9 protein-coding genes and 1 pseudogene are annotated in these 25,553 nt (G+C 40.9%); all 10 read left to right on the top strand.

The annotated features are described in order from the left end of the window. Nucleotides 1-8: 8 nt before the first annotated feature. The 10 genes and pseudogenes from H6G77_RS16195 to H6G77_RS16150 all read left to right on the top strand — a co-directional run bounded on the left by H6G77_RS16195 (nucleotide 9) and on the right by H6G77_RS16150 (nucleotide 25,266). A complete protein-coding gene (locus H6G77_RS16195) occupies nucleotides 9-2,645 on the top strand; it encodes an S-layer family protein (RefSeq protein ID WP_190872119.1) in 2,637 nt (878 codons plus the stop codon). 65 nt (nucleotides 2,646-2,710) lie between these two features. Continuing rightward, a complete protein-coding gene (locus H6G77_RS16190; RefSeq protein WP_190872118.1) occupies nucleotides 2,711-6,178 on the top strand; it encodes a filamentous hemagglutinin N-terminal domain-containing protein in 3,468 nt (1,155 codons plus the stop codon). Between the two features lie 64 nt (nucleotides 6,179-6,242). Next, on the top strand, nucleotides 6,243-9,146 hold the full coding sequence (locus tag H6G77_RS35730) for an S-layer family protein (RefSeq protein WP_190872117.1): 2,904 nt from the start codon (nucleotides 6,243-6,245) through the stop codon (nucleotides 9,144-9,146). A gap of 42 nt (nucleotides 9,147-9,188) precedes the next feature. Beyond that, on the top strand, nucleotides 9,189-11,609 hold the full coding sequence (locus tag H6G77_RS16180; RefSeq protein ID WP_206758057.1) for a hypothetical protein: 2,421 nt from the start codon (nucleotides 9,189-9,191) through the stop codon (nucleotides 11,607-11,609). 69 nt (nucleotides 11,610-11,678) lie between these two features. Continuing rightward, nucleotides 11,679-11,972: pseudogene (locus H6G77_RS36615) on the top strand (hypothetical protein); the annotation flags it as partial. A gap of 90 nt (nucleotides 11,973-12,062) precedes the next feature. Further along, nucleotides 12,063-14,456 (top strand): filamentous hemagglutinin N-terminal domain-containing protein, encoded by a 2,394-nt coding sequence (locus H6G77_RS16170; RefSeq protein ID WP_190872114.1) that lies wholly within the window; start codon nucleotides 12,063-12,065, stop codon nucleotides 14,454-14,456. Nucleotides 14,457-14,541: 85 nt separating this feature from the next. After that, complete coding sequence (locus H6G77_RS16165) at nucleotides 14,542-17,232, top strand: S-layer family protein (protein ID WP_190589320.1); 2,691 nt, start codon at nucleotides 14,542-14,544, stop codon at nucleotides 17,230-17,232. Between the two features lie 90 nt (nucleotides 17,233-17,322). Then, nucleotides 17,323-19,812: an S-layer family protein gene (locus tag H6G77_RS16160; RefSeq protein ID WP_190872113.1), complete on the top strand. Its 2,490-nt coding sequence runs from the start codon at nucleotides 17,323-17,325 to the stop codon at nucleotides 19,810-19,812. A 64-nt stretch (nucleotides 19,813-19,876) separates the two neighbouring features. Continuing rightward, nucleotides 19,877-22,369: an S-layer family protein gene (locus H6G77_RS16155; RefSeq protein ID WP_190872112.1), complete on the top strand. Its 2,493-nt coding sequence runs from the start codon at nucleotides 19,877-19,879 to the stop codon at nucleotides 22,367-22,369. Between the two features lie 515 nt (nucleotides 22,370-22,884). Next, nucleotides 22,885-25,266: a type IV pilin-like G/H family protein gene (locus H6G77_RS16150; RefSeq protein ID WP_190872111.1), complete on the top strand. Its 2,382-nt coding sequence runs from the start codon at nucleotides 22,885-22,887 to the stop codon at nucleotides 25,264-25,266. The last annotated feature ends 287 nt before the right edge of the window (nucleotides 25,267-25,553 follow it).

Genomic DNA, 25,553 nt, shown 5'->3' with positions numbered 1-25,553 from the left:
TTTGGCTGATGAAACTAAATTTTGTTCACTTAAGCTTAGTTGGCGCAGTCTACATCTTGGCTATGGGTAACAGTCATGCTCAGGCAGAAGTTATACAAGATGGAACTCTTAACACTGATGTGTCTGGTATGAATAACTATACCATTAATGGTGGTACTGTTATTGGCAAGAATTTATTTCATAGCTTTCAACAATTCTCTATTCCTAAAGACGGTTCTGCCACTTTCAACAGTACTTCTGGCATCCAAAACATTTTTAGCCGGGTGACTGGTGGTGATGTTTCCTACATTAACGGTTCTATCAAAACTAATAGCGGTGTGAATCTGTTTTTGCTTAACCCAGCAGGGATTATCTTTGGGGACAAAGCTCAGTTAAAGGTGGGTGGTTCTTTTATTGGCACAACTGCAAATAGTATCAAATTTGCTGATGGCAATGAATTTACCGTCAATCCGATGACCACACCCTTATTGACGATGAATGTCCCAATTGGTTTGCAAATGGGCAGCAATTCTGGTGCGATTAACGTTTATCGGGCAAAATTAGCAGTTCCCGCAAACAATACGTTTGCGCTAGTAGGCAGTAACTTAAATTTTGATCAGAGTACAATTACTGCGAGTGATGGCAGAGTTGAATTAGGTAGCGTTGCGGCAAATAATTTTGTGGGACTGTCGGCAAATACGGCTGGATTTGGCTTAGATTTTAATCGTGTAAATCAGTTCCAAAATATTAACTTGAGGAACGCAGCCAAGGTTGATAGTAGCGGAAAACAAGGTGGTGCGATCGCTCTCCAAGGGCAGAAAATCACTTTGTCTGGCTCTTCTACTATTACTTCCCACACTTTAGGCACAAGTTCAGGACAAGGCATTCTCATCAAAGCTTCGGAATCACTAGAACTAATTGGTCAGCCAGCCCTGGCTAACACTGCAATTGCAGCTTACTCCCAACCAACAGCTAAGGGAAGGGGTGGGGATGTGACCATTGAAACGCCAACTCTCAATGTTTTAAATGGCGCACAAATTAACACCCGTGCCTATGGAATTGGCGATTCAGGCAACATCACAGTTAAAGCTGCAACTGTCAATTTAGTCGGGGAAGCAATCTATACACCAACAAAACAGCGATTTAGTGTGAGTACCTTAGCATCTAATACCATGAATAATTCTCAAGGTCGGGGTGGTAATGTCTCCATTAATGCTGCACAAGTCAACATTCGAGATGGGGCTGAATTGCGTGCTACCGCCAGAGGTACTGGTGATGGGGGCAATATTATTGTTACAGCCCAAAACTTAAGTGTGACTGGTGAAACTGCCACAGGTGAACCTGCATTTTTAACCGGGATGAGTACGAGTAACCGTGAATACGCTACTGGCAAGGGTGGAGACATCATTCTCAATGTCGGTAAACTAGAAGTCTTAAATGGCCCTGGTATTCGGACTGGTACTTATGGTGAAGGTGCATCGGGCAATATTATTGTGAATGCTGACGAAGTAACGGTGGCTGGTAGTTCGTCAACAGGAGTCGCCAGCCGATTTTTTGCCTCAACAAATGGTAACTATGATTTCGCTACTGAAAAACTGATTAGTTTAGGTCAGGGACAAGGTGGCAACATTACTTTTAATGTTGGTCAAATCAACTTAATCGACGGAGGTCGAATTTCCACTTCAACTGAAACCTACGGTACTGCCGGAAATATTGCTATTCAAGCCAATTCTGTGAATATTGCAGGTGTCAGTCAAGTGCCGAGTGGGCAACTACTTTACTCGTTGGATGCGACTGGCCCCAGTGGATTGTATGCTTCTTCCACAGGCCCTGGTGTTGCGGGTTCAGTAAATCTGACCACGAAGAATTTGAGTCTGAGCGATCGCGGCGAAATTGTAGTGAGTGGCAAAGATACGGGAAATGCTGGTAATATGCTGATCCAAGCTAATTATCTCAAGTTGGATCAAGCAAGCAAACTGCGATCGGAAGCTAAGGCAGGTGAAGGCGGTAATATTAACTTGCAAGTGCGTGATGTTTTATTGATGCGTCATGGTAGTTACATCAGTGCAGAGGCAGGCGGTAATGGGGGTAACATTAAAATTAATGCTCCCAATATTATCGGGTTAGAAAACAGTGACATTATTGCCAATGCAGTCGAGGGCAGGGGTGGTAATATTCACATCACCACTGAGGCAATGATTGGGTTGAAGTATCGTAATCTGCTGAATCCCAGAGAAGTTTTGAGCAATGATATTACCGCTAGTTCCCAATTCAATGTTAATGGCACTGTGCAGATTGATAATGTTGGTGTTGATCCCAATTCTGGTTTAGTAGAATTACCAAATAATTTCACCGATCCATCCCAACAAATTGCTAGTGGTTGTATTGGCAATACTGGTAGTAGTTTTGTGGCTACCGGTAGGGGTGGTGTACCCAAAAATCCCACACAGGATATTACGAGCGATCGCACCTGGTCAGACATCCGCGATATATCTGCATTCCATAAAACACAATCAGTACAAGCCCAAATGCCAAAATCACCAGAAACCCTTGTGCAAGCTACATCTTGGCGACGTAACGCCCAAGGCAAAATTGAGCTTGTTGCAGCTAATACTAATTCACCGATACCATCAGCCTTAACCTGTGCGGCTGTAGCCGAAAATTAACTACTGTTAAAAAGATTATTGTCTGGGGAAAGATAAATATGGAATAGAACACAAGAAATAGATTAATGAAAATAACTATTGCTGGTTTGGGCTTAATTGGTGCAATTTTGACATCTGCTATTTATCATAGTGATGTTCAGGCTCAGGTAACTCCCGATGGGACTCTCAACACCTCTGTGACAGGTAGTAATCATTACAGCATCACTAACGGCAGCCGTGTCGGCAATAATTTATTTCATAGCTTCAGCCAATTCTCAGTTCCCAGCAACGGCTCGGCAGTCTTTCATAATGCCGCAGATATCCAAAATATATTTAGCCGTGTCACAGGCGGTCATGTTTCCTATATTGATGGTTTAATTCAAGCAAATGGTAACGCCAACTTATTTTTACTCAACCCATCCGGGATAATTTTTGGGAAAAATGCCAGCTTAAATATTGGCGGTTCATTTATCGCTACAACAGCCAATAGTATAAAGTTTGCCGATGGTACAGAATTTAGTGCCACAAATCCCAGTAATACACCATTGTTAACCATGAGTGTACCAATTGGCTTACAAATGGGGCAGAATTCCGCACCGATTCGAGTCGAGAGTCATCTCACCACCGGACAAGATTTAACACTAGAAGCAGGTAGCCTAGACTTACAGGGAGAACTGGTAGCAGGGAGAGATTTAACCCTCAAAGCCCAAGATACTGTGAAAATTAGGGATCATACCACAACTCCATTTCTTGCCCAAGCCGGGAGAAACTTAACAATTCAAGGGAATCAAAACATTGATATCCTGGCATTGAATCATCCTGTAGCAGCACTTCAGAGTGGGGGTAATCTGAGTTTGATTAGCAACGGGAATATTTCTGGAGATGCACATTTCCTGAGTGGTGGTAATCTCTCATTTGAGACTTTAGCAGGGACTCCAGGGAAGTTTGTGAGTTTGTTTGACCCGATAATTTATGCCAATGGGGATGTGGTGTTTGGTGATTACACAGGGGTGGCATTGAAGGTGGAAGCCACAGGGAGCATTGAGGGGGGTAATATTGTGATTACCGGCCCTGATGTGAGCGTTCCCAGCACTGACCCGGATTATCTGATACTCACAACTGAGCCGGCGGCGATTTTGCGGGCAGGGGTGGCATCAGTACCGACATCGAATTTGCCACAATTAGGCTTCACGACGGGGACAGTGGCAGGTTTGCCACCGGGAAGTATTAGGGTAAGCAGTATCACCACAAGGAGTTTTATGACAGACGACAATGGTGGTTCAATTAACTTAACTGCCTCTGGGGATATTGTCGCCCAAGGTTTTGAGTCCGGGTCTTTGGGTTTTTTTGAGAATGGTGGGAATGGCGGAGATATCAAGCTTTTGGCTAATGGCAATATCTCGATTCGCTATCTAAACTCATCGTCTTCCTCATTCCTTAGAAGTGGGAATGGTGGCGATATTACCGTGATTACCACTAACGGCAATCTTTCTGTCAGTGGCTCTATAGCTTCATACGTATCCAGCTTCGATGGGTCTCCAAGTGCTGGAGATATTACTCTTTCTGCAACTAACGGCAATCTTTCTGTCAATGGCGAAATATACGCATTCGCCGATAGCGAGTTTGGTCAAAATAACAATGGCGGTAATATCACCTTAACTGCAATCAATGGTAACCTCTCTATCAAAGGCGAAGAAGATTTGATATCTTTGATATCTTCCTCCAAATCAAGTGGTGGCAACGGCGGGAATATCACCCTAACTGCGATCAATGGCAACATCTTAAATGAGAGCAACTTAGTATCATTCTCCTACTCATACACAGGGAATAGCGGCCAGGGTGGTAATATTGCCCTAACTGCACAAAATGGAGATATTTTGAGCAACGGCAGTAGCTTGTATAGTTTTAGTGTTGCGCCCCAAGGAACTGCAAAAAATGGTGGTTCTGTAACATTAGATGCTCAAAACCGGATATCTGGACTGAATATATTAACAACATCTTCTTCTGCTGAGGCGGGGGCGGTGTCGATTTTGGGACGGGGAGATTTGGAGGTCACTGATCTGACAATCCAAACGAGTAAACCAATGACCATTGAGGCAGGATTCTCACTTGTAACAATAGTTCCATCTAATGAGACAGGGAGATCAGGCGATGTCAGCATTAGTAGTGCGGGGAACCTTACCCTAACTAACACCCTAATTGAAAGCGATACCAAAGGTAGGGACTCCGCCGGTAATGTCACCCTTACCAGTCCTGGTTTAACAACATTGAATAACAGCCAAATTTTCAGCACTACAAACAGTACTGGACAAGCTGGAGATGTCAATGTCACCACAAAGCGCCTCTCCTTCCTCAATGGTAGTTCTGTTAACTCTTCAACCTCTGCCAGTGGCAATGCGGGAGATATTATATTTAATGTGCCTAACACCATAGAACTTGATAATAGTACAATCTCAGCTAATACCAGTGGTAGTGGCAAGGGTGGAGAAATTGCCCTGAATACAGGTACTTTACAACTCAACAATCAAAGTATCATCTCTAGCAACACCACAGGTATTGGTAATGCTGGTGCAATTGATGTCAAAGCTAACGCGATCGCACTTAATCAAAGCACCATTAGTAGTCAATCTTCGGGTAGTGGTGACAGTGGTACGGTGAAATTTACCACTGGAACTTTAGATTTAATTGACAATGCTACTGTTTCCACCGCCTCCTCCCAATCAGGAAAAGCAGGTAACTTAAACATTACCGCCAGCGATCGCATTAACTTGCAAACTGGCGCACAAATTACCAGTCGCAGCACCGGAACAGGTAATGGTGGGACGGTGGAGATTACCGGGCGATCGCTTATTCTCAAACAAAATGCTCAAATCAGCACCTCTACTGTGGCGAGTGATGGCGGTAACTTAGTGTTAAATCTGTCTGATTTTTTGCTGATGCGCGATCGCAGTCTCCTGAATGCCGAAGCTGGTGGTACAGGTGATGGTGGTAATATTAGCATCAATGCACCGTTTGTCATTGGCACTGGGAATAGTGATATTATTGCCAACGCTGTGCGTGGTCGTGGTGGGAATATTAACATTACGACTAACAGCATTCTCGGTTTAGAATACCGTAACCAACTAACTGCCGACAATGATATTACAGCCAGTTCTGAGTTTGGTGTGAATGGGACTGTGCAGATCACCGCACCCAACGTCAATCCCAATTCTGGTTTAAATCAACTACCCGCAAATGTGAATGATCCATCGCAGCAAATTGCTGATGGTTGTTCTACTAATAGTGGAAGTAGTTTTGTCGCCACAGGTAGGGGTGGAATACCGCAAAATCCCACGCAACAGATTTGGGGCGATCGCACTTGGTCTGATACTCGTGACATCTCTGCATTTCACAAAACACAACCTGCACAAGCCCAAATACCAAAACCACCACAGCCTCTTGTCCAAGCTACATCTTGGCGACGTAACGCCCAAGGCAAAATTGAATTAATTGCCGCTAAATCTTCCTCGCAGATACAACGTGCCTTAACCTGTGCTGCTGTACCTCAAACTTAATTAAAGTTACAAAATTGACTGGATTGGGAACTATAAACACATAATAAAAACAAGAACTGGATCAATGAAATTAACTTTTGTCGGGTTTGGTGTGCTAAGTGTAATCAGCTTATTTGCTGTTTATAACAATAGTGTTCACGCACAAGTAACTCCCGATAACACCCTCAAAACGCTTGTAGAAAGTAGTGGCAATAGTTACAGTATCAAGGATGGCACTCGTGTAGGCAACAATTTATTTCATAGCTTTAGTCAATTCTCTATCCCGACAAATGGTTCTGCATCATTTAATAATGACATTGATATTCAAAATATTTTTAGTCGAGTGACTGGTGGTCAGATTTCCAACATTGATGGTGAAATCCGCGCCCAGTATAGTGCCAATTTATTTTTCCTCAACCCAGCCGGGATTATTTTTGGGCAAAATGCCAGCTTAAATATTGGCGGTTCATTTGTAGCGACAACAGCAAATAGTATTAAATTTGCCGATGGCGTAGAATTTAGTGCCACGAATCCCAGTAATACACCATTGTTAAAAATGAGTGTACCTATTGGGTTGCAAATGGGTAGTAATGCACAACCAATTCAAGTCAATGGAAAAGCCAATGATGGGATTGTCCCGACCAATAATTTAGGCATAATTGGCAGTCCGACCAAAACCATTGCCTTAGTTGGTGGAGATATTAACTTGACAGGGGGTGTAATTACTGCACCAGTTGGTCGCATTGAAATCGGTGCAGTCGGGAGTGGGACAGTTAATTTAATATCCACACCCACAGGATTACAGCTAGATTATGCACAAGTGCAAGATTTCCGCGATATTCACTTTACACAACGCTCTTCCTTATGGAATCCCAATCCTGTAGGTAATCCGTTTGGCGGAATTCAGGTAGTAGGGAGAGACATTCGCCTCGACCAATCACAAATTGCTAGTGCAAATACAGGTAGTGGACAGGGTAGTAATATTACCGTGAATGCAGAGCGATCGCTGTTTTTGGGTGGAATCAATGCCAATGCTCAAGCTCCCAGTGCTTGGATTGTCAATCAGGTGGCGCAGACAGCAACGGGAAATGGGGGAGCAGTCAAGATTCAAGCCGGACAGTTGACTTTAAAAGATGGTGCAGCGATTGAAACCTTGAGCCTGGGTAGGGGAGCAGCAGGGAAGGTAGAGGTAGGAGCAGATACAGTTGCTATTAGTGGGACTGTTGCTGTCAAATCTCCTTTATTACCAACAGGAAGTAGCAGTAGCCGTATTGCTAGTCAAACTTACGCATCAGGAGATGGAGGAGATGTGAATGTAGTGGCGCGTCAATTGCATCTGCAAGAAAGTGGCGTAATTACAACGGTTGTCTTTCCTAGTGCAACTGGGCATGGGGGTGATATTTCCGTCAAGGTAGCAGAAGATATGACAGCGATCGCAGCTCATCCGATCAGTTTTACTCCTAGTGGAATTAATGCTTATACATCAGGGACTGGTAATAGCGGCAATATCCATGTCTCTATAGGAAAATTACAGCTTTCAGATGGAGGGGATATTTTTACCTCTGCTATCCGGTTGGCGAGAATACCTGGGACGGGTAGCGGTAATGCGGGTGATGTCACAGTAGTAGCACAGCAATCCATAGACATGGTAGGTGTACACCCAATCTTACCAACAGTGGCTAGTGGTATCGGTAGCTTTACTACAGGTTCTGGGCATGGGGGTAATGTGTCTGTTACTACTCCAAATTTGACAATGCAGGCTGGAACTGTGTTGTCGGCGAGCAGCTTACCAGTGTTTGGCATATTTGGCGATGCTAAACAATCAAATAATTTAGGAAATAGTGGCAATGTCAGTGTGAATGTGGCAGAACGCCTGATCATCACTGGCATCAATCAGTTCACTCAAGCTCCAACTTTGATCGGCAGTATGACATTAGGCAATGGGGAAGCAGGTAATGTGACGATTCAAACCAATCAATTAGTTATCCAAAATGGTGCATCAATCAACACCAGCACCCAAGCCACAGGCAATGCAGGGGCATTAATTATCCAGGCAAATGATATTTTAATAGGGGGGCAAAATATCTTCAGTTCTTCCATTGCTGCCAGTGCGCCCATTCTCAATGAGACTGCCAGACAATTTTATGGTTTACCAGATGCTCCTACGGGTAATGCAGGTAGATTGAATATTACAACCAACAGCCTCAAAGTCCGCGATGGTGCTTACATCAACCTGACAAACTCTGGAACAGGTAATGCGGGACAGTTAAGCATTCAAGCAGAGCAAATTTTTTTGGAGAACGGTCGTATTCGAGCGACTACTGCCTCTGGGCAAGGTGGCGACATCAATTTAGATGTTGCAGACTTTCTCTTGCTTCGTGATGGTAGTACAATCACAACAGAAGCAGGCGGTAATGGCAACGGTGGTAATATTACCATTAATGCTCCTGTCATCGTCGGATTAGAAAATAGTGATATTGTTGCTAATGCCTTTCAAGGCAATGGCGGTAATATTGACATTACCACTCAGGGAATTATCGGTTTAGAATATCGTTCACAACTGACCAGTGAAAATGATATTACTGCCAGTTCAAAGTTTGGGGTGAATGGCACAGTAGAAATTAATAATGTTGGTGTTGATCCCAATTCGGGTTTAGTTGAACTACCCGCGAATATTACCGATACATCCCAACAAATTGCTACTGGATGTGCTGATACAAGTGGTAGTAGTTTTGTCGCCACAGGACGGGGTGGAATACCACAAAATCCGACACAGGATATTAGGAGCGATCGCACTTGGTCTGATGTGCGCGACATCTCTGCATTCCAGCAAACACAACCAGTCAAAGCTCAAACACCAAAATCCCCAGAAACACTTGTCCAAGCAACAGGTGTACATCGTCGTCTCGATGGTACAATTGAACTAGTTGCCAATAAATCTTCTATTCCTGTACCAACACAATTAACCTGTAAAGCTATTTCTCAATAGTGAACAGGATATTAGTCTATCAAAGGATGAGTGGTGGAATTGATGCAAGTCAGTGATCAATCAGAAATTGCTGTTGCTAATAATCTGAATACGACACCAGAATTATTAACAGAATTGGCAAGACATAAAGATATAAAAGTCCGTCAAGCTGTAGCTAGAAATCCGCATACTCCAACTTATACTTTATTTCTCTTGGCAGAAGAATTTCCCCAAGATTTTCTTCACAATCCTATTTTCCCGACACTAGATTTAGAAAATCCAGAATCAGTAATTCCCGGTTCATCCCTACAGGCAATATTAGCTTGTGACGATGCCCCTCAAGAATGGTTACACAGATTCGCCATTTCTGGATATCATTATCATTTAGTGGGAATTGTGCAGAATCCTCAAGTTAGTAAACAAGTATTAGAATTAGCCGCAGAAAATCCCTCTGGCGATGCGTTTATTCATGAATTAATCAAAATGCACGTCAATATTGCCGGAGAAATGGATTCAGGCTGGCAAGAATATGCAGAAAATAAATTACCACATATTGTCGAAGCGAGCTTTTCTAACTTTGCCGCAGTTGGATGCAATAGCATTAACCATTCTAAAGGACATTATTATCAATTTATTTTGTGGCAATTGGGAATTACACCTGATTTGCAACTCAAGCAAACTTCAGAATATGTGCAAGTAGCCATCGCTAAATCTAGCGATACTCCACCCGCATATTTACGTCAATTCTTAAATAAAAAATTTAAACTTACCACCCTGATTGAAGTTGCTAAAAATAAAAACACACCTCTTGAATGTTTAATTGAACTTGCCGATCATCGTAGTCGGGTAATAAGGGAAGCTACTATGCTAAATCCTAGTTTACCAAGGTCAATCGTTAATGATTTTTTTCAAGAAAGATTTTTAGCCACCCATCCCCATACACAAGTAGAAAAGTTGCGGGAACTTTGTCAAAGTAAATGGTCATTGATTAGATGGCGAGTTGCAAAACATCCCAATTTAGAATTAAGTGACTTAAAATCGTTAGCGCAATCCTCTGATTGGAGAATTCGAGAATGTGTTGCTGGTCATCCTAGTGCTGATTTAGATATACTTCAAAGACTAACCCAAGATAAGAGCGTTCGTGTTCGTCAAGCAGTGGCTTTAAATAGCCAAACACCGCCAGAATGTTTGGCAAGATTATCAGGCGATCGCAATATATCTGTTCAAGCTAATGTAGCTAAAAATCCGCATACTCCATTAGAGATTTTACTGCTTCTTTACCAAAACCAAGATAGCCGTATACTGCAAAAGCTTGCCTATAATCCTGCTCTTCCACAAGAATTACAACAGCAATTACAGTTACAATTTCCTCAGACAAAACCTCATAATATTTATCTACACTGGAGACTTTTTAGCGAACCATATAGCTATGAAGGAACTCAAATTGAAGACATACATCAACAAGGACAACATGCACTAGCCACAAGTGCAATGACTCCAATTCCTCAATTATTAGAACTACTGAGAATTACACCAGTTGATATTTATTGGGAAGCAGTACGGAATATTTGTCAACAGGTTGTTTGTAATCATGATCTATCTTCAGAAATCTTATTAGACATTTTAGATATTCGTAGTGTAGATGTATATGCAGCAGTAGCTTCTCATCCACATATATCTGATACAGTGTGTGAGAGAATAGCCAAATTTAAAGAATATCGATTACGTTTATTGATGTTACAAAATCCCAATACATCATCAGAATTTATCGAGAAATCATTGTACGATACACATGCGGAAGTTCGTCAATATGCTTTAAAAATTTACCAAGAAAAGTCTGCAAATACAAGTAATTTTATCCTTCAATACAACGAGGCTATTGATGAGCATACGCCACTGCCAAAATTAGCTGAACTAGCCAAGCATAAATCAGTACTGATCCGCGAAGCCGTTGCCAAAAATCCTCGGATAATAGAAGCCTATAGTAGCCCCAAAAGTAAAAATTGCTTAGAAAACCTCGCAAAAGACAAAAATAAATTTGTCCAAATAGCTGTTGTTAATAATATCAATACACCAATTCATATACTAGAAAATTTGGCTAATAATTATCAATATGACCATTATGAATATATTTGTTATTCGCGTGGTCATAAGCGTAAAGAGCATAAAGTTTTTATAGCGGCAGTTAAAAGATTAATTCAAATTTCTCCTACAATTGCGAGTAAATATCTAGCTAATTTTATTGAACCCAGGTTTTATACCCTGGATACAATACCATTTCGTCTAGTTCTTCTCCAACATCCCGCCGCACCTGTTGAATATTTAGCTCAAAATTTACAAAAATTGCGTTCGTTTCCTTGGTATGAACGTTATGTTATTAGCCAACATCCGCAAGTCACCACAGAAATTCTCCAATTTCTCTTGCAAGATGCAAATCGAGTTGTACGAGCAGCAGCAAAAGCCAGATTGAACGAAAAACAATAGCAGTAACATTGAATTTTCTCAGGGGTGAAGCTGAGGAGCGATGTCTAGCGATAAGACCCTCTGCGTCTACGCACTTGGGCAGATACCCGTGATATCTCTGCATTCCACACCACAAAACCAGTACAAACCCAAATTTCTAAATCACCAGAAACACTTGTCCAAGCAACTAGTACAGGTCGGCGGAAATCAACAGACCATAAGAAATTGCTAAAAGGCTTGTGGTATAGTTATTCTTACTTTTTACTTTTGCCTTGTTGTACTAGCTGGCGACGCAATGCCCAAGGCAAAATTGAGTTAATTGCTGATAAATCTTCTGTGAATTTATCACCCTCATTAACTTGTGCTGGTGTTAATAAAAGCTGAAAAAAACTCACCATAAAATTACATAGATAGCCCAATTAATCAATACATCTTGGGAAGACTAGACAGCAAGTAGATAATTAAAACAAGCTGATGAAATTAAATCTTGCTAACTTAGGCTTAATTGGTGCAGTCTACATCTTGGCTATGGGTAACAGTCATGCTCAGGCAGAAGTCAAACCTGATGGTACTCTCGGCACTGCTGTGTCTCCTGGGTCTGGAAGTAATAGTTACAACATCACTGGCGGTACGGCTGTTGGCAATAATTTATTTCATAGCTTTCAGCAATTCTCTATCCCTACAGGCGGTTCTGCCACTTTCAATACTACTTCTGGCATCCAAAACATTTTTAGCCGGGTGACTGGTGGTGATGTTTCCTACATTAACGGTTCCATCAAAACTAATAGCGGTGTGAATCTGTTTTTGCTCAACCCGGCAGGAATTATCTTTGGGGACAAAGCTCGTTTAAATGTAGGTGGTTCGTTTATCGGCACAACAGCAAATAGCATCAAATTTGCAGATGGCAATGAGTTTAGCACCAACGCAACAATTTCTCCTGTGTTAACCATGAGTGTACCCATTGGTTTACAGATGGGGCAGAATCCAGCCGCAATCCAAGTTCAAGCTTCTACAATCCCACTGCAAGTCCCGACAAACAAAACCTTAGCATTAGTTGGCGGAGATGTTTCAATAAGTGGCCGTACTCTTTCCACTCCTCAAGGAAGAATTGAACTCGGTGCTGTTGATGGTGGAACTGTCAGCCTCACTTCTAATAATCTAGGCTGGAGCCTTGGTTATCAAGATGTGCAGAATTTTCGGGACATTACTCTATCTCAGCAATCTTTACTTTCTACAGGTGGAAATGGCGAAATTAACATCTGGGGTGCGAGTTTAACCTTGAGTGGTGGTTCTCGTGTGTCGGTGCAGAATAATACCAATGTCAATAAACCAGGTAAGATTTCGGTTCATACATCGGAATTACTTACAGTCACTGGTGATAATACTAGTGGCAATACGACCAGTGCAATTAGAGCAGGTGCTTTTGGTACTGGGATGGTAGCCAATATTGAAATATTTACTAAAGATTTGATTGCCAATAATGGCGGCATAATTTTGACAAATAATTCTGGTACTTCTGTAGGCGGAGGTAATATTACGGTCAATGCCTCTGGAACAATTCAAGTAGCAGGTGTAGGCAAAAGACCAAGTAATCGTAGTGGCATTTCTGGTTTGACTTTTTTTTCTGGGAAAGGTGGAAATGTCAATGTTTCTACAAATAAATTAGTGATTTTAGATGGTGCTGTGGTGACAACTTCCACAATTTTCACGGGTGCGGCGGGAAATTTGACAGTCAACGCCGCCGAATCTATCCACGTCTCTGGTTTTGAAACTGCTTCAACTAGTTTTGCGCCTAGTTCCTTGAGTTCTTCAACTTTGGGTGCGGGTAATTCTGGTAACTTAACTGTGAATACAGCTAAATTGTCGGTTCATCATGGGGCAAGAGTTGAAGCTTCTTCTTATGCTAGTGGCAATGCTGGCAATGTCATTCTCAATGCTTCCGAGTCAGTGGAAGTTGCTGGTAAGCCAGCACAATCTTTCTTAATTCCAAGTTTTATCGGTTCATCAACTGTGCAGCAAGCTGGTTCCTCAAGAGTGTTGACTGGGAATAGTGGAGATGTGCATATTACAACCCAGCAGTTGCGGGTGGCTGATGGTGGATTAGTGAATGTCAGGAATGATGGTACAGGTAATGCAGGAAAAGTTGGGATTGATGCTAACTTTGTGATGTTAGATACTCAGGGTGCTATTACTGCAACTACACAAGTTGGCGAAGGTGGTAATATCATTGTCAATGCTAATACTTTATTGATGCGCCATAATAGTGCCATCAACGCCACATCAGGTAGTGTAGGTAATGGCGGTAATATTACGATTAACGCACCAATTATTTTTGCTTTAGAAAACAGTGATATTGTAGCTAATGCGGTGCAAGGCAGAGGTGGGAACATTGCCATTACAACTCACGGAGTTTTCGGATTAAAATATAGTCCCCAAGTGACAGCAGAAAGCGATATCACTGCTAGTTCACAATTTGGGGTAAATGGTACGGTGGAAGTGAATAATGTTGGTGTTGACCCCAATTCGGGTTTAGTAGAATTACCAGTAAATTTCAGCGATCCATCTCAAAAAATTGCTACAGGGTGTGCTGATACTAGTAATAGTAGTTTTGTTGCTACAGGAAGGGGTGGCATACCGCAAAACCCCACAGAGGAATTGAGTAGCGATCGCACTTGGTCTGATGTCCGTGATATCTCTGCATTCAACACCAAACAACCAGTACAAGCAAAAATGCCAAAACCCCAAGCAGTTCTTGTCCAAGCAACTGGCTGGCGACGTAACGCTCAAGGCAAAATTGAATTAATTGCCAATCAATCTCCCACTCAGGTACAAACAGCATTAACCTGTGCTGCTACACCTCAAAATTAATTAACTTGACAAATTAAATGTTATATAAGCTACTGACAAGGGAACTATATATACATAATCAAATATAAGATTAAGATATTGTTTCATGAAATTAAATTTTGTTGGGTTTGCCCTTCTTGGTGCAATCTGCATCTCTACTGTTTGCGATCGTGGTGTTAATGCACAAGTCACTCCTGATGAGACTCTTAACACGACTGTAAGTATTAGTGGTAAGAATTACGCAATTACCAACGGCACTCGTGTCGGCAACAATTTATTTCATAGCTTTAGCCAATTCTCAGTGCCTAGCAATGGTTCCGCAGTCTTTAGCAATACCGCAGACATCCAAAATATATTTAGTCGGGTAACAGGCGGCAATGTTTCCCACATTGATGGTTTAATTAAAGCCAATGGTAACGCCAACTTATTCTTACTCAACCCAGCCGGGATTATTTTTAGCAAAAATGCCAGCTTAAATATTGGTGGTTCCTTTGTAGCTACGACTGCCAATAGTATTAAATTTGCTGATGGGGTTGAATTTAGTGCAGTGAATCCGACGGGGACACCATTATTGACGATGAATGTACCTGTAGGCTTGCAAATGGGACGTAATGCCGGAGCAATCGAAGTGCAAGGTACACCTGCCAACAATTTCTTATTTCGGATGCCAACATTGTCGATGGCAGCAAATCAAACTCTGGCGATGATTGGGGGACAAATCGATATCAAGAGTGCCAGTATCTCTGCACCAGATGGTCATGTGGAATTATGGGCAATAAAAAATGGCACAGTGAATATACCCACCTCTGGCAACTGGCAATTAGCGAGTTTATCAACATCACCAACCTGGGGCAAAATTACTCTGCAACAGTCTTCCTATATCAACACCAGTGGGGACATGGGAGGGGCAATCAATATCCGGGGACGTGGGTTAACCTTGCAAGATGGCTCAAATATAGAATCCTCTACTAGAGCGAATGGGCAAGGACAGGGTATTACTGTCAAGACCACCGAATTCGTGGATTTAATGGGTATCTCCCATCCCGCTAATTATGCGTTGCCAGGGTTAAGTACCAGTGTGACTGGCAGTAGAGCGACATCTGGAAATATCACGGTAGATACTCCACGATTACGCCTTGCTAATGGGGCATGGATCAACTCCTTCAACTTTGGTGTTAACTTCTTGACTTCTGCGTCTATTGACAATGCTAAAACAGGTAACATTACAATTCGTGCTACCGATGTAGATGTTAGCGGCTATAGTCCATTTACAAACCCAATCTCAGGATTCCCTACTATCAGCGCCATTACAACCCTAGTTTCGGGCGGGCAACAGAATACCAGTGGCACAATTACGGTGAACGCTGAACGGGTACGAGTGCTAGACGGCGCACGCATCAGTACTAGCCTGTTCGGTTTTCCCAATCCGACAACGGGTAAGACTGGGGATATTTTGATCACGGCAACTGAGAGTTTAGATATTCGGGGTAAAACTCCTGGCGGTGTTACGAGTGCTGTACTCAGTGCGCTGGAGATGTCAGCAGAGGGACAAGGGGGCAATATTACGATTAACACCAGGCAACTCGCCCTTGCTAACGGTGGAAAAATTTCTAGTGCGATTTCAGGAAGTCCAATCTCTGCACAGGCGAGTAGCGGTATAGCCGGAAATATTACTATTCAAGCCACCGATGTGCAAGTTAGCGATCCTGTGCTTGATATTGTGAATAACATCTCCAGTGGCATCACTGTAGCAATAGGGCAGAATTCTATAGGTCAGGGAGGCAACATTCGCCTGACCGCAGATAGTTTGCGCGTTTTCAATGGTGGACAAATTACCTCCTCCACAAATGGCAAGGGTGCGGCTGGTAATATCAACTTGCAGGTTAAAAATATTGACGTACAGGGTATTTCTCAACCTTTAAGCAATGGTCAGATTTTACCCAGTAGCATCTCAGCAACTTCTACTACCAACTTTAATGCTGGTTCAATTAACCTAGTGGCAGATCGGCTCAATGTTCTTGATGATGGGCAAATTTCCGTCAGTAATACAGGTGGTGGTAATTCAGGTAACTTGTTAGTCAATGCCAATCAGATCAAACTGAAGGAAGGAGGCAGTCTCCTTGCAGAAGTTTCTGCTGGCGATCAAGGTAATATTAGTCTAGTGGCTGATGTTCTATTGATGCGTTATGGTAGTAAAATTAATACTAGTGCCACAGGTACAGCTACAGGTGGCAATATCAGCATTAATGTACCCATAATTGTCGGTTTAGAAAACAGCGATATTACGGCTAATGCTGTTCAGGGTAAAGGCGGCAATATTAACATCACCACTCAGGGAATTATTGGTTTAGAATACCGTTTGCAACTGACACCAGAAAATGATATTACTGCCAGTTCACAGTTTGGGGTGAATGGTACAGTTGATATTGATAATGTTGGTGTTGACCCCAATTCTGGTTTAGTTACATTACCCGCGAACCTGACTGACCCATCCCAACAAATTGCTAATGGTTGTACTGCTAATATTGGTAGTAGTTTTGTCGCCATTGGTAGGGGTGGGATACCACAAAATCCGATACAAGGGTTGAGTAGCGATCGCACTTGGTCAGATACTCGTGATATCTCTGCATTCAACACCAAACAACGAATACAAGCGCAAATACCAAAATCTCCCGAAATCCTTGTGCAAGCAACTGGCTGGCGACTTAACGCCCAAGGTAAAATTGAGTTAATTGCCGATAAATCTTCTGTGAATTTATCACCCTCATTAACTTGTTCTGCTGTTAACAAAATCTGAAAAAATCTCACCATAAAATTACATAGATAGCCCAATTAATCAATACATCTTGGGAAAACTAGACAGCAAGTAGATAATTAACACAAGCTGATGAAATTAAATCTTGCTAACTTAGGCTTAATTGGTGCAGTCTACATCTTGGCTATGGGTAACAGTCATGCTCAGGCACAAGTTATACAAGATGGAACTCTTAATACTGATGTGTCTAGTATGAATAACTATACCATTAATGGCGGTAGGGTTATTGGCAATAATTTATTTCATAGCTTTCAACAATTCTCTATCCCCACAGGCGGTTCTGCCACTTTCAATACTACTTCTGGCATTCAAAACATTTTTAGTCGGGTGACTGGTGGTAATATTTCCAATATTGATGGTCGAATTAATGCTAGTGGTAGTGCTAACTTATTCTTACTCAACCCAGCCGGGATTATTTTTGGGAAAAATGCCAGCTTAAATATTGGTGGTTCCTTTGTGGGGACAACGGCGAATAGTATTAAGTTCGTTGAGGGGACAGAGTTTAGTGCTGTCAATTCAACAACACCCCTCTTGACGATGAGTGTACCCATCGGACTGCAAATGGGGCAGAATTCGGGAAACATTCAATTACAAGGAAAGGGACATCAACTAACCGGAGGACTATTTACTCCCATCATTCGGAACAATACCGAATCAACTTTAGGGGTTAAGCCAGGAAATGCGATCGCATTAATTGGACAAAATATCAATTTATCAGGTGGAGTTTTAACTGCGGAAAATGGCAGAATTGAATTAGGTGCAGTCCCAGCAGGTACAGTGAATATTAACTCTACATCTTCAAATCTGCAATTAGACTATACAAGTATTGAGAGTTTTGGAGACATCCAATTTGCAAATCGGTCTTTAGTAGATGCCAGTGGTTTAACCAGTCGAGGAATTCAACTACAAGGGAAAAATATTAGTCTGCAAGATGGTTCTGCCGTCTTGATTCAAACGCGGGGAAGCCAAGCACCTAATAGTCTTCGTGTTCGTGCTACAGGTGTTTTAGAACTTTCTGGAGATGTCAGGACAGCACCGGATTTAGGATCTGTGACAGGGGTTATTTCTAGTCGCTTGATGACTGAAAATCTAGTTCAAGGAAAGGGTGCGGATATTGATGTTTCTGCCGGAGATTTACGCCTCAATGACGGAAGTCTTGTGGTGACAAGAACCTATGGCTTGAACTCTGGGGGTAATATTAATGTAAATATTGTCAGAGACATTCAAATTAATCGCACAGCACTGCTCAATCCAGGTATTGCCAGTGGAATTGCCACAACTACCTTTGGCTCTAGTCCATCGGGAAATATGAATATTACTGCATCGAATATAAAAATCACAGATGGCGGCTTAATTAATACTAACAATCTTGCACAAGGGGATAGTGGCAACATCAATTTGAAGGTTTCTGGAACTATAGAACTCAAAGGCGTAGAGTCAAGAAATTTATCTTCTAGCAATATTGGCTCAACTGTATTTGGCAGAGGTAATGGTGGTTCTTTGAATATTAATACATCCAAACTAATTGTCGAGAATGGAGCAAGTGTTACTACTTCAACCTTCAATATTGGTGCTGGTGGCAAAATAACTATTAATGCTTCAAAATCAATAGAAGTCAGGGGTAGTAGTCCAAATGGTGAACGACCAAGCAATATTAGCGCATCTGCTCCAATTTCCCCGACAGCTTTTCGTCTAGCACTTGGACTTCCCGTACTCCCTAGTGGAAATGCTGGCAGTTTAACTATTAATACTCCTACATTGCAAATAAATAATGGAGCAAGAGTTACTGTTAATAATGAAGGATTAGGAAATGGGGGAATTTTAAATATAAATGCCAATTCTTTGCGACTCAACAATCGGGGTCAAGTAATTGCTAATACTGCTTCTGGAGAAGGTGGTAACATCAATTTAAATCTCAAATCTGACTTGTTGCTACGAAACAACAGTTTTATCTCTACAGAAGCTAAAGGTAAGGGTAATGGTGGTAACCTCACTATTAATGCTCCTATCATTTTGGGGTTAGAAAACAGCGATATCATTGCCAATGCAGTGCAAGGAAATGGTGGCAATATCGACATCACGACTCAAGGTATTATCGGTCTAGAATTTCGTGATACTCTCACCCCAAGAGTTGACACCACGAATGATATTACCGCCAGTTCTCAGTTTAATATTAATGGCACAGTAGAAATTAATAATATTGGCGTTGATCCCAATTCTGGGTTAGTAGAATTACCAACAAATCTCATCGACTCATCCCAGCAAATTGCTAGTGGTTGTGCTGATACGAGTGGTAGTAGTTTTGTTGCTACAGGAAGGGGTGGTGTGCCGCAAAATCCCACAGAGGAATTGAGGAGCGATCGCATTTGGTCAGATACTCGTGATATCTCTGCATTCAACACCAAACAACGAATACAAGCGCAAATACCAAAATCTCCCGAAATCCTTGTGCAAGCAACTAGTTGGCGACGTAACGCCCAAGGTAAAATTGAGCTTTTTGCAGCCAAATCACCTCCGCATATACCAGCAGCCTTAACTTGTGCTGCTGTAGCCGAAAAATAATTATTGTTACAAAGATTACCCAAGTTGGAACAATATATACTTAATCTAAACAAGAACTGAACTAATGAAAGTAAATTTTGCTGCGTTGAGTGTTCTGGGTGTCATTTGCATATCTGCTGTTTACAACAATGGTGTTCACGCCCAAGTAACTTCTGACAACACTCTCAAAACGGTTGTTGAAGCTAGTAATAATAGTTACGCTATCAAAGATGGTACTCGTGTAGGCAAGAATCTATTTCATAGCTTCAGCCAATTTTCTATACCTAGTGGCGGTTCGGCATCATTTAATAATGACACTGATATTCAAAACATTTTTAGTCGAGTGACTGGTGGTAATATTTCCAATATAGATGGTGCCATAAATGCCAATGGTAGTGCTAACTTATTCTTACTCAACCCAGCCGGGATGATTTTTGGTAAAAATGCCAGCTTAAATATTGGTGGTTCTTTTATAGGGACAACAGCTAATAGTATTAAATTTGCTGATGGCACAGAATTTAGTGCTGTCCAAGGTGTGGATAAACCTTTGCTGACAATGACTGTACCTATAGGGTTGCAGATGGGTAAGGATTCAGGCAATATTCAAGTGCAGGGTTATGGACATCAATTAACAGGAGGAGTGCGTACCCCTGTAATTAGGAGTAATAACAAATCGACCTTAGAGGTTAATTCAGGAAACGCGATCGCATTAATTGGACAAAATATCAATTTATCAGGTGGTGTTCTAACTGCGGAAAATGGCAGAATTGAATTAGGTGCAGTCCAAGCAGGTACAGTTAATATTAATTCTACATCTTCAAATCTGCAATTAAACTATACAAATGTTGAGAGTTTCGGAGACATCCAATTTGCAGATCGGTCTTTAGTCGATGCCAGTGGTTTAACCAGTCGTGGAATTCAACTACAAGGGAAAAATATTAGTCTGCAAGATGGTTCTGCGGCTTTGATTCAAACTGTGGGCAGCCAAGCACCTAATATTATTCGCGTTCGTGCAACAGGTGTATTAGACCTTTCTGGAGATGTCAGGACAGCACCAGATTTAGGAATTGTGACAGGAGTTATGTCTAGTCGCTTGACATCTGAAAATCTAGGCCAAGGAAAAGGTGCGGATATTGATGTTTCTGCCGGAGATTTACGCCTCAATGACGGAGGTCTGCTGCTGACACAAAACTTTAGCCCCAACTCTGGGGGTAATATTAATGTAAATATTGCTAGAGATATTCAAATTAATCGTACAGCACTGCTAACTCCGAATATTTATAGTGGAATTGGCACAACTACCTATAGCTCTGGAAAATCGGGCGATATGAACATCATTGCATCGAATATAACCATTACCAACGGTGGCTTAATTAATAGCGTCAATCTGGCAAAGGGGGATAGTGGAAACATAAATGTGAATGTTTCTGGAACTATAGAACTTAAAGGTATAGAGTCAAGAAATTTATCTCCTACCAATATTGGCTCGGTTGTATTTGGACAAGGTAATGGTGGTTCTTTGAACATCAATACATCCAAACTGATTATAGAAAATGGAGGCACTGTTAGTACTGCAACCTTAAATATTGGTGCTGGTGGCACAATAACCATTAATGCCGCTAAATCAGTAGAAATCAGGGGTAGAAGTCCAAACGGTGAACTAAATAGCAGTATTAACGCATCTGCTCCAATTCTTCCTACACTTTTGCGTCAAACATTGAGAATTCCCGATCGCCCTAGTGGAAATGCTGGTAGTATCACCATTAACACTCCTACATTGCAAATAGAGAATGGAGCAAGAGTGAGAGTGAATAATGAAGGTTCGGGAAATGGGGGAGTTTTAAGTATAAATGCGAATTCCCTACGACTCAAAAACCAGGGTCAAGTAATTGCTAATACTGCTTCTGGGGAAGGTGGTAGTATTAACTTAAATCTCAAATCTGACTTAATTTTACGCAATAACAGTTACATTTCTACAGAAGCTAAGGGTAAGGGTAATGGTGGCAACCTCACCATCAATGCTCCTATTATTTTGGGCTTAGAAAACAGCGATATCCTTGCCAATGCAGTGCAAGGAAATGGTGGCAATATCGACATCACTACTCAAGGTATTATCGGTCTAGAATTTCGTGATACTCTCACTCCAAGAGTTGACACCACAAATGATATTACCGCCAGTTCTCAGTTTAATATTAATGGCACAGTAGAAATTAATAATATTGGCGTTGATCCCAATTCTGGGTTAGTAGAATTACCCGCAAATCTCATCGACTCATCCCAGCAAATTGCTAGTGGTTGTGCAGATAATAGTAGTAGTAGTTTTGTTGCTACAGGAAGGGGTGGTATACCGCAAAACCCCACAGAGGAATTGAGTAGCGATCGCACTTGGTCAGATACTCGTGATATCTCTGCATTCAACACCAAACAACCAGTACAAGCAAAAATGCCAAAACCCCAAGCAGTGCTTTTCCAAGCAACTGGCTGGCGACGTAACGCCCAAGGCAAAATTGAACTCGTTGCAGATAACTCTCCCAATCAAATGCAACCATCATTAACTTGTGCTGGAATTTCCCGATAACATAATATTGCCGAACTACCTGCCATTTATTTACTCACAGAAACTCTGAATTATCATTTAGCGATCGCTTTAGCTAGTCCTTATACCAATTCACGAAATTACTGATATAAATTACTTCCTTTGTATCTATGCTTCTGTTCGCCAAGCGTTCGCGCAGCGTCTCCGTCAGGAGAAGTCGAGGCGCTGCTTGCATATCGGTATCATTTTTAAAGTGAAATAGTATTTTACACCCTCACACCCTTACTCCCTCATTTTAAGTAATGCTAGGGATGTAGTTTGTCGTTAAAACAATCTATAACAGGTGATAATACTAAGTTATATCGTTTCTTTATGAAGATGTAATTAATCGCTTGTTGTAAAAATTTTGTATACAAATTTTCTACAGGATTTATAAATTGCAGCTTCTCATAGAATTGGTATGAGAATTTTAGATTTAGAAGTTTAAACACAAACTATCTATATTCAATTTAGTATTAATAATTAATTATTGTTAACTAAATAAACACATAACACCAATGAAATTATCTGTACTTGGTTTATTATCTAGTCTCAGTTTCATTTTTTGTTTTACTACAACATCAAAGGTTATAGCTAATACTGTTACTGACAAACAAAATCAACAAATATCTGCTCAAGAATTAGACCTGAAAAAGCAAATCTTATTCCGTTTAGGTTCAGTAGGTCGCGCCCAACAAGCATATTTTCTAGAACAGCAAGTTTTTGCCACTCAAATTAAACAATTAGAACTAGATAGCAATTTTGAAACTAGTATCCCCGGTTATAAATGGCAAATATTCACTGATAAAAAAGCTAAAAAAGTTGCCATGACTGTATTATCACCCCAGAAAAATAACTCTCGGACTTATGTTAACTTTGTTATGTTTACCATAACAGATGGAAATGAATATCTTACACTCTCAACTCTGTGTGAAAGTGAGAAAAATCAATTAATAATTCCTAAATTACCAACTAAATTCCCCAAGAATCAAGGCATTGAATGTCCCTCTGGGTTTAGAAAATTAGAACTGAGTGATAGGGAAAATCAAACATTTGAACAGCTAGAAAAAGAAAAAGAGCAGAGATTCATCGTGAGTCTGCTTAATTCTCTACAACAGCAATATTATTCCCAGAATCAAGGCTTTACAAATGATATTGATCGGCTTTTTGGATTTTCTGTAAATAAATTTATCTCAAATCAAGATTTAAAAATTAAATTATTGCCAATCAATAATCTCCAAAATGGAATTATTAGTATTGCATTGCTGCCTAGTCAAGCACAAAAAAGTTATCTGGGGATAGTGAGACGTAATCAATCTCAAATAGAACAGCCCAAAGCAATTATTTGTGAACTGCCGGAAAAAGCAGCTCTAAATTTAGAAAAATTAAAAAATCTGCCCTTAAATAATTTCCTAGATTGTCCTCAAAATTTTACCCCAGTCAGTCTGAGTCCAGAAGAAACGACCACTCTCAACCAAGAACTAGAAAACTTTAAAACTTATCATGCTAAAATTATCGAAATTAATCAACCTCGAAAGACACAGATTTTACAAACTGCTGATCAACTAGCCAAAGAAGGTAAATATCTCGATGCTCTACAAAAATATTATCTAGCATTAGGAGCTTTAGAAATTAATGAGTATGATATTTTGTCAGTGATGACTGAAGAAGTTAGCTTTAATCCAATTGTAGATAATTTTTTTAAGAAAATCACACCTGTTTTACAAGCAGCCAAACCTTCTCTGTTAGCAGAAAAAAAAGCCATCAAATCAGAAATGTCTGGGGTGTTTGATAGTTTTTCTGTAAAAGCAAATAGCCCAGCCAGAAAAATTCAAGAGATAGCAGCTTGGCAATTAGGATTTAATCTTTTAACTGTACCTAGCCAAGAGTTTAAAGTACCCGAAAACAAAGTATTAGCTTTTGTGGATGTTGCGGACTTGTTGCAAAAACAGTTTAATGATAAATCACAGGTATTGAATCATAACTTAGATAAGAAATTACGTAGTTATGTCAATAAAAATAAAACTGCGATCGCTACTATTCGTAACTTACTATTAAATAATGAAGTACCACGCTGGGGTATAGATTACAAGTGGATTAAAGAAGGAGATTTTCAGGCTCCTAGTCCTAGCTATATCGGGGTAGTGAATTTACAACGTTTATTAATCATTGATATTTTAGATAAGCAACAGCAAGGAAATAACCAAGAGATGCTGAAATCGCTAGAAGCATCTTGGAAACTCAGTGAATCATTAAAAGATGAACCGTCTTTGATTGGTCAACTGGTGAATATAATTATTAGGCGATCGCAACTCCGCGTACTGGAGAAAATCGATAATCTACCTGTAGTTTGGCAACAGCGATTACTAGAAAAAGACTATACCCAAGCCATGATTCAAGCACTAAACATAGAAGCTTTTTCCCAGTGGCAAGGGTTAGATAAAATCATTCCTCCAGAAAAAGATACACAGTTATCTCAGTTATATCGTGATTGGTATGGAATTAATAACTTTAAAATAAATCAAGAATTTTATCGGGCGATCGCACAGAGAAAAAATAATCTTTGTTCTCTGAATATACAAGCTTTAGAAAAACAGTATTTTCCTCAAAATGCCACAATTAGTCCCAGCTATGTCAAGCAGATTTTGAAGGCACATGATCTGATGTTGGAATCAGAAATGCTACAAAAAGTCTTACAAGTAAAAGCAGCTATTCATCCAGGAAAAGCCTTACCCAGAGAGCTATCAGAAATGCCATCAAATATCTGCTCAGGTAATAAATGGCTGTATAAATCTGCCGCCGATGGCAAATGGTTGATTTATCTGGATAAACCACCAATTTGGCAATCTGAGATTGAACGCCCATCATTAACTTACACAGGGAAATTTAATGGTAGGTGATATGTTGCGAGCAGGAAGTAGCTGTGTAGAAGTTGGCTGTTGATTTTGTACTTCTTTGAGTAATGAGTAATGAGAAAAGTATTGGGCGAATAGAATTCGCTACTACACAAGCAAAGTCCACGCTTCGACAAGCTCAGTGACCGCCTACATGGACTACACAAAATCAAGGTTTTTAAAACCATGTAGGTAGGTTTCGTCTTTGTAGCCGCGATTTCCAATCGCCCGGTGAGTAATAATTTAGACTTTTCAAACATCCTCTTAGACGAAATTATGAAAAAAAGTAAACT

This window comes from Aulosira sp. FACHB-615, from assembly GCF_014698045.1.
Taxonomy (GTDB): domain Bacteria; phylum Cyanobacteriota; class Cyanobacteriia; order Cyanobacteriales; family Nostocaceae; genus Nostoc_B.
This window is presented reverse-complemented; position numbering and strand designations above follow the sequence as displayed.